Source organism: Streptomyces corchorusii (genome assembly GCF_001514055.1).
GTDB classification, from domain to species: domain Bacteria; phylum Actinomycetota; class Actinomycetes; order Streptomycetales; family Streptomycetaceae; genus Streptomyces; species Streptomyces olivaceoviridis.
In genome coordinates this window covers 1-595 of record NZ_KQ948415.1, presented here as the reverse complement: position 1 = coordinate 595, position 595 = coordinate 1, and the positions used below count along the sequence as shown (strand labels likewise).

Annotated in this window: 1 pseudogene; it reads left to right on the top strand. The window is 68.4% G+C overall.

Annotation, left to right across the window (positions count from 1 at the left end):
* Nucleotides 1-558 (top strand): annotated as a pseudogene (locus tag AQJ11_RS45070) (hypothetical protein); the annotation flags it as partial.
* Nucleotides 559-595 lie beyond the last annotated feature (37 nt).

Genomic DNA, 595 nt, shown 5'->3' with positions numbered 1-595 from the left:
CCCCCGGCCGGGTTCACCGTTACCAGCACGAGGACGTCCCCGATCGGTGCCGGGGCCGTCGCCGGGATCTTGGCCTCCTGCCTGGGCCCGGACGCCTCGAACTACCATGCGGTGATCGCGGTCCGCGCTCCCGTCGCCACGCAGGACACGGACGGCGTGGTCATCGCTGTCAACTCCGCCCATCAGTACGTACAGTGCGAGGCGAAGGGCCACAAGGGCACCAGCATGTCCGTCCCGCCGACGTTCATCAACGACCGCCTGTGGGGCACCGGCCACCTGATCGAGTTCTTCGACAGCTTCAGCGAGCCGGCCGACGGGGAACAGACCCTCTCACTGGGCGCCGGACACTACACACCCGACGTCGCCAAGATCACCATCAGCTACGGCGACAACCCGACGCAGTACCCGGCCCTCATGGCAGACGGCGCGTTCGTCTACACGGCGGCCATCTCCGGCCTCGAAGGGAACTCCCCCTCCCCGGCCCCCTACGTCCACGCCTACAACGCAGCGGGCCAGGAGATCTACAACCAGCAGACGGAACCCACCGCCAAGCAGTAACACCCGTCGCCGCAAGCCCTCGCTGCGGCCCCGGCAC